Annotated in this window: 11 protein-coding genes; all 11 read left to right on the top strand. The window is 33.1% G+C overall.

Annotated elements, in window-relative coordinates; genetic code table 11:
- The first annotated feature begins 199 nt into the window (after positions 1 to 199).
- Positions 200 to 382 (top strand): hypothetical protein, encoded by a 183-nt coding sequence (locus L0U77_RS11660; RefSeq protein WP_233901245.1) that lies wholly within the window; start codon positions 200 to 202, stop codon positions 380 to 382.
- The gene (locus L0U77_RS11655) at positions 382 to 1,299 is read left to right on the top strand and encodes a hypothetical protein (RefSeq protein ID WP_101917446.1); all 918 of its coding nucleotides are present in this window, start codon (positions 382 to 384) and stop codon (positions 1,297 to 1,299) included. The genes L0U77_RS11660 and L0U77_RS11655 overlap by 1 nt, the downstream gene beginning before the upstream one ends.
- Positions 1,300 to 1,311: 12 nt before the next feature.
- Positions 1,312 to 1,623, top strand: coding sequence for a hypothetical protein (locus tag L0U77_RS11650; RefSeq protein WP_101917447.1), 312 nt, complete (start codon positions 1,312 to 1,314; stop codon positions 1,621 to 1,623).
- Between the two features lie 3 nt (positions 1,624 to 1,626).
- Positions 1,627 to 2,874: a DUF2586 family protein gene (locus tag L0U77_RS11645; RefSeq protein WP_101917449.1), complete on the top strand. Its 1,248-nt coding sequence runs from the start codon at positions 1,627 to 1,629 to the stop codon at positions 2,872 to 2,874.
- 1 nt (position 2,875) lies between these two features.
- Positions 2,876 to 3,292, top strand: a complete 417-nt coding sequence (locus L0U77_RS11640; protein ID WP_193700374.1) for a hypothetical protein — start codon at positions 2,876 to 2,878, stop codon at positions 3,290 to 3,292.
- A 57-nt stretch (positions 3,293 to 3,349) separates the two neighbouring features.
- Entirely contained in the window at positions 3,350 to 3,673 is a 324-nt protein-coding gene (locus L0U77_RS11635; RefSeq protein WP_101917453.1) for a hypothetical protein, read from the top strand.
- A 59-nt stretch (positions 3,674 to 3,732) separates the two neighbouring features.
- A complete protein-coding gene (locus L0U77_RS11890) occupies positions 3,733 to 3,858 on the top strand; it encodes a hypothetical protein (RefSeq protein WP_256363414.1) in 126 nt (41 codons plus the stop codon).
- Complete coding sequence (locus L0U77_RS11630) at positions 3,851 to 4,450, top strand: DUF6046 domain-containing protein (RefSeq protein ID WP_193707866.1); 600 nt, start codon at positions 3,851 to 3,853, stop codon at positions 4,448 to 4,450. Before L0U77_RS11890 ends, L0U77_RS11630 begins: the two co-directional genes overlap by 8 nt.
- Before the next feature lies 1 nt (position 4,451).
- Positions 4,452 to 5,453, top strand: a complete 1,002-nt coding sequence (locus L0U77_RS11625) for a hypothetical protein (protein ID WP_233901244.1) — start codon at positions 4,452 to 4,454, stop codon at positions 5,451 to 5,453.
- 1 nt (position 5,454) lies between these two features.
- On the top strand, positions 5,455 to 6,021 hold the full coding sequence (locus tag L0U77_RS11620; protein WP_101917457.1) for a hypothetical protein: 567 nt from the start codon (positions 5,455 to 5,457) through the stop codon (positions 6,019 to 6,021).
- Positions 5,973 to 6,214: hypothetical protein (locus L0U77_RS11615; protein WP_233901243.1), on the top strand; the 242-nt coding region annotated here is incomplete at its 3' end. The genes L0U77_RS11620 and L0U77_RS11615, both read left to right, overlap by 49 nt.

Raw genomic sequence — 6,214 nt, 5'->3', positions numbered from 1 at the left:
CCTGCGGAGTATGATAAAATGTTTAACGCTAAATACAATAAATAATGCCAGCATTAGTAGATGGAATATGGTTAGAACAGTATGTGGAGCCACAATTATTAGAGGAGTTTAAAAATTTCAACGATGATTTTATCGNAAAACTAGCAGAAAAAAGCCCTGCGGAGTATGATAAAATGTTTAACGCTAAATACAATAAATAATGCCAGCATTAGTAGATGGAATATGGTTAGAACAGTATGTGGAGCCACAATTATTAGAGGAGTTTAAAAATTTCAACGATGATTTTAAATGGCAAAAAGAAGATCCAAAAGGATTGGAAAAACTAGCAGAAAAAAGCCCTGCGGAGTATGATAAAATGTTTAACGCTAAATACAATAAATAATGCCAGCATTAGTAGATGGAATATGGTTAGAACAGTATGTGGAGCCACAATTATTAGAGGAGTTTAAAAATTTCAACGATGATTTTATCGGAACTCTTAAACGCCCAAATCCTGCCGCAATTGACAAGGATGGTATCAAGTTTAATAAGTTAATCAATAATGTTGGTTTTCATATAAATAAAGGAGATGCTTTTACGCCACAATCAATGACTGGTAAAAAAGGATTGGTAAACTGGGATAAGTTAGATACGGATTTAACTCAAGTTACAGATGCGGAATTAAGAGCCATGGCTTTTGATAAAGATGCAGCTATTAGAGTGAAACATTCCGAATCTTTTAAAATTGGTGTTCGTGATTATGCGATGCACAAATTAGCACCAGAAAAACATGTTGCTGGTAAAATGCCAATTTTAAGAACTACGGGGGCCGTAATTAACGGAAGAAGACGTTTAACTTATACAGATTTAGTTGATTATTTAGTGCTATTAGAAGGTTTGAATCTTACAGATAAATCAGCTTGGCACATGATTTTAAGCGATCATCACAAGTCAGATTTATTACACGATAGAGGTGCAACAAACAATTATCGTGATTTAATTATCAACCCAAAAACAGGTGCTATCGAACGCTTCTTTAATTTGAAGTTTTTTGAGAATAATAGTTCTGTTTATTACGACGCATCAGGAACGTTAAAATCTCAAGGAGCAGTAGTTGGTGCTAACGACCAAAAAGGGTCTGTGTTTTATTACGCACCAAATACGGTGTATCATATTGAAAGCGTACAAACTTTATTTAAACCAATGAATACAGATACACGAAATGCGAATCCGACAAGTGAGTTTAGATTGCATTCTTACGGTTTATGTGACAAAAAGCAAGAGCACGGTTTTGGTGCAATTGTAAGTGCTAACGAGTAATTCTTTAAAGTGATGACAAGAGAACAAAGAAAACAAGCCTACGAAATATTAGGTAAGTTCCAAGATGCCGAAGCTGTTTACATCAACCCAAAAGGAGAATTTTTTACAGAAAAATACTTGGGCGATAATAGTCTTAAAGCAGGTGAAAAATTAGAAGTTGTAAAGAGAAAATCAGTTTCTCCTACGCAAAAACAGGCTGAAAAGGAGGCGGAAGAAAAAACTCAAAAAGAAGCAGAACAGCGAGCTTTAGAAGATGCCCAAACGGAAGCTGAAGAAGAAGCTTTAAAAGAAGCAGATAATAAAGATAGTACTAAAGCCAATTAAATTATGTCGAATATAAATGGTGTAAGTATAAAAAAAGGACAACAGGGTGCAAATGTACTGGGGGGTGCAGATTCTGTAAGTGGAATAATTGTAGGGGCGGTTTCCGCTCCTACACCACTTGGTTTCGATAGCTCTAAAGTAGTTTACAACATGAAAGATGTCGAATCTTTAGGAATTACGGAAACTTTCGATGCTACGAAAAACACAATTTTACATAGGCATCTAAATGAATTTTACCGAAACGCTGGAGATGGTACTGAATTGTACCTAATGGTTGTGGAAAGTGGATTAAGAACAATGAGCTCTATTTGTGAAGAACAGGCTAAAAGAATGTTAGCTTTTGCGAAAGGAAAAATTAAACAAATAGCTATTGCCTATAATGAACCTGGTCAATATACCATGTTAAATGGAATGCCTGAAAATGTGTATAGCGCAATTCCAAAAGCTCAAGGATTAGCTTTATGGGCCTACAATAACCACATGCCTTGTCAAGTGTTTTTAGAGGGATATAACTGTGGAAATAATGCCGCTAGTATGGCTAATTTAAGAGAAATAGAAAATCTTAATGCCACAAAAGTTTCTGTATTTATTGGTCAAGATTACCATTATGCAGAAACACAAACAAAGACACCTACAAATCGTCATTTTGCGGATGTCGGTAGTTTATTAGGTATTTGTGCCAAGGCGAAAGTAAATGAAAATGTTGGTAATAATGAAAAATTCAATATTACCGATGCCACAAAAGATGCTTGGCTAGAACCTGGTTTATCATCACATACACAAAATGATGAAATATTTGAGGACCTGCAAACACTTGAAACTAAAGGCTATCTTTTTGGTTTAGAATATACAGGTATGGCGGGTGTTCGTATAAATAACGACCACACTTGTACGCCTATTATTGTAGATGCAAACAACAAAGTTAACGAGCATACTATTGCTTATGGGCGTGTTTTAGATAAAGCTGTAAGAGGTTTGCGAACGGCATATTTACCTAAGGTAAAAACAGATTGGGTAGTCAATAAAGATACAGGTAAAATTCCTCCAGGAGTAGTTGTTGCTTTAGAAGATATTGGCGACAAAGTTTTTGAAGATATGGAGCAACATAGCGAAATTACATTCGGTAAAACCTTTGTTGATAAAGACAGCGATTTAATTGTTTCTAAAGAGTTGAAAGTTTCCTTTGTTTTAGTTCCTAAAGGAGCAATTGGTGAAATAAAAGGAACTATTAATTTAAAAACACAAGCGTAAAATGTCAAAAGTTACAAGAAACGGAAAAGCATACGATTCTGCAGATGTAAAAGTTCAACTAAATGGAGTTCCTTTAGAAGTAACTAAAATTACCTACGGAAACGAACAGGAAAATCAATTGAATTATTCATTGGGAGCAAATCCTACTTCATGGTCACACGGTAAAATAAAACCAAATGCGTCAATAGCTATAATGATGCATGATATTACTCCGTTTGAAACTGCATCAAAAGGAAGTATTATGAATATCAAGCCTTTTTTGATTACCGTAGAGTTTGTCAATGAGTTCAATATTATAATTGTGGATACTATTTTGGCGAAATTTCAAAATGAAGGTCGTGAAGTATCTGGCGACATGGGGCTGGTAAAAGATTACGATTTATTTGCTTTAAAAGTGAAATTAAACGTAGCACCTTAATTTTTTAAAATAAGGTTTTAAACAAAAAAATTAAACAAGATTTAAATACCCTTTAAAATGGCATTAAAAGAAGTTAGTAAAGAAGTAAAAGAAACGCTAAAAAAAGAACACGGCGACAAATTAAAATCGTTGATTTTACCATTAGACGATTTTAATATTGACGAGCTGGAAGTATTGGCAATTATTCCAAAGCGTAGCGTTGTGGGGCAAACGATGAAATTCATGCAATCTGATCCAAAAAAAGGACAAGAAATTTTAGTGAAAAATTGTTTGCTAACAAGTAAAGAAGAAGTGGTAAACGATGACGGATTGTTTTATGCCGTTGCGGGTTTATTAATGGATTTAATTCCAATACGCCAGGGAAAGTTTGGGAAAGTTTAGAGCGATGTTCTAGGCTTAACGAAGAAGAAGCATTCGATTTATATTTTAAGGCGGATGCTTTGATTAGTCATTTTTTGCATATCCCGTTTCCTGAAAAATTAACGGATGATGTTTGGGCTATAAAATGGGCACAAATAAACTGGTTATCAACTCAAGGTATTTTAACAATAAAAACAAATGAATAACGGAGAAGCCATTGTTATAAATTTAGCAGCTCGTTATGCAGCCGCTTTTGGAGCGGTTGCAATTAGCAAATTACTAAACAAAGCAATACTTATTAAAGAAGATAATAAGTATGATGTTGAATTTTATGGCGATGCTCGTTCAGATGCCGAAAATATCACTTTTGAATATGCGGGCGAAGAATTGTTATTTGGCGAAATGCTTACTGGTAAAAATGCTACTACATACGCACCGCCGTTAATGGTAAGTTTTTCTCGAGAGAAAAATTTAATTGAAACGGAAGCATCAGGAAGTGATAGCGTTGTTGTGGAACGTTGGGGTACAAAACCGTGGTCTATTGATATTCGAGGTATTTTAATAGATGTTGAAAATCGTCAATATCCTATGAATAAAATAAACCTATTAGCTCGTTTTTTTGAGCATAACGATATTATTGAAGTTGTTGGCGAACAGTTTTATGACAAAGATATTGATAGTATTTATTTAACCGCCGTTTCAATAACGCCAGTAGAAGGTTTTGCCGATACCGTACAAATTAGTTTATCGGCTAAAAGCATAAAAGGAGTTAATTACACGCTATTAAATCCGATGTAAAATGAATTATCAGTATTATAATATTGCCGTAAAAATCACTATTAATGAAGCAATACAATTTGGCGTTGTAGAATCTATTTATATAGAAAATACTATTGAAAAGTTTTCAGATACTGCTAAAATTACACTTCCTAGAGCGTTTAAAAATGCACAGGAAAATGGCGAAAATGTATCATTGGCACAAAAGAACTTGCTCGAAATCATAAAATCAGGCGATACTATTAAAATAGAAGCTGGATATAACGACGAGTTAAAAGTAGAATTTGAAGGTTATATTGATGAAATTGGTGCAGAAATTCCGTTGCTTTTAATCTGTGAAGATGAAATGTATCAACTGAAAAAGAAAGAAAAAATAAATAAAACTTTCGCTTCAGTAACTTTAGAAGAACTGTTAAAGTTTATTGCTCCAGCCTATGAAATTGAAGCTTTAAATATGCCTCTTGGTAAATTTATGATTGAAAATGCAACGCCTTATAAAGTTATTGAAGAACTCAAGCAACAATATGGGATTCGATGTTATTTTAAAAATAAAGTTTTAATCGCAGGGCTTACCGTTGATTTTAAACCCGCAGTATCGCATGATTTTGTTTTTGGTAAAAATATCCGCAATTCTAACAGTTTAATATATGAAACGAAAGAGCAACGGAAACGATTTTATAAAGCGATTAGTCATCAAACAGGAACTTCTAAAAAGATAACCTATGAATATGGCGATACAAGTGGCGATCATAGAACATTGCATTTGCCTTTAAATTTATCAGAAAATGAAGTAAAAGAATGGGTGCATAAAATACACGACGCTCATGTTTATACAGGCTACGGTGGTGCATTAGATAGTTGGGCAATTCCTTTTACAAATGCTGGAGATAGCATAAAATTAACAGATCCAAACTATCCAGACAAACATAGAGATATGACTCTTTTTGTGGAGAGTGTTATTGTAAATATTAATAAATCTGACGGATACAAACGAACAAATAAGGTATCCTTTAAAATCAAATAAAATGATGTTTAAATATTGTTTAAGTATGCTTTTAATAGTTTGTTTAATAAGTTGTAAAACGATTAATCCACCTATTGAAAACACAAGTATTGAATCTAAAAAAAATATAAAAGAAATATTGAGAGATACTATTTTTTCAACCAAAAAAGATAGCTCTTTTTATTTCGCTTACATTAAATGTATTAATAATAATCCGATACTTGTTTCCCAAGAAGAAAATAAAAAAAGCAATTTTTATTATAATTCAGCAATTCCAAAGGAAATATCAGGAGAAATTTTAAAGCCTCCAAGGGTACATTTAGAGAATAATATTTTAAGTGTGAGTTGCAAAGCTAAAGCCCAAAAGCTGTTTGTAAAATGGAAAGAACAACATATTCAAGAGCAAATAAGTAAAATTAAAACAATAACACTACCCGCTAAAATTATTGAAAAACAATTGAGCTGGTGGCAAAAGCTTTGGATTTCGGCAGGTAAAATTTCAATAGTAATTATAAGCGTTTGGCTTTTAACAAAAATATCATGGAAGAGTTTGTTCGGGCTATTAATTCGGTTTCTAAAAAGTATTTAAAAACAAGTATCGGCAAAGTAACTGAAATTACAGAAACTACTTGCACCGTTGAAAGAGAACATTTATCTGAATTATTAGACGTGCGTTTAAATGCCGTTGTTGGCGATTTTGAAAGTTCTTTTATTGTATATCCAAAAATAAACTCGGAGGTTTTAGTTGTTGAAATTGAAAATAATCCGCAAGAAACAGCCAT

The organism is Tenacibaculum piscium (assembly GCF_021390715.1).
Lineage (GTDB): Bacteria > Bacteroidota > Bacteroidia > Flavobacteriales > Flavobacteriaceae > Polaribacter > Polaribacter piscius.
This window is presented reverse-complemented; position numbering and strand designations above follow the sequence as displayed.

Bases quoted from the DNA above. Each gene is read 5' to 3' on its own strand.
- L0U77_RS11660 (WP_233901245.1), top strand. From the start codon at position 200: ATGCCAGCATTAGTAGATGGAATATGGTTAGAACAGTATGTGGAGCCA.
- L0U77_RS11655 (WP_101917446.1), top strand. From the start codon at position 382: ATGCCAGCATTAGTAGATGGAATATGGTTAGAACAGTATGTGGAGCCA.
- L0U77_RS11650 (WP_101917447.1), top strand. From the start codon at position 1,312: ATGACAAGAGAACAAAGAAAACAAGCCTACGAAATATTAGGTAAGTTC.
- L0U77_RS11645 (WP_101917449.1), top strand. From the start codon at position 1,627: ATGTCGAATATAAATGGTGTAAGTATAAAAAAAGGACAACAGGGTGCA.
- L0U77_RS11640 (WP_193700374.1), top strand. From the start codon at position 2,876: ATGTCAAAAGTTACAAGAAACGGAAAAGCATACGATTCTGCAGATGTA.
- L0U77_RS11635 (WP_101917453.1), top strand. From the start codon at position 3,350: ATGGCATTAAAAGAAGTTAGTAAAGAAGTAAAAGAAACGCTAAAAAAA.
- L0U77_RS11630 (WP_193707866.1), top strand. From the start codon at position 3,851: ATGAATAACGGAGAAGCCATTGTTATAAATTTAGCAGCTCGTTATGCA.
- L0U77_RS11625 (WP_233901244.1), top strand. From the start codon at position 4,452: ATGAATTATCAGTATTATAATATTGCCGTAAAAATCACTATTAATGAA.
- L0U77_RS11620 (WP_101917457.1), top strand. From the start codon at position 5,455: ATGATGTTTAAATATTGTTTAAGTATGCTTTTAATAGTTTGTTTAATA.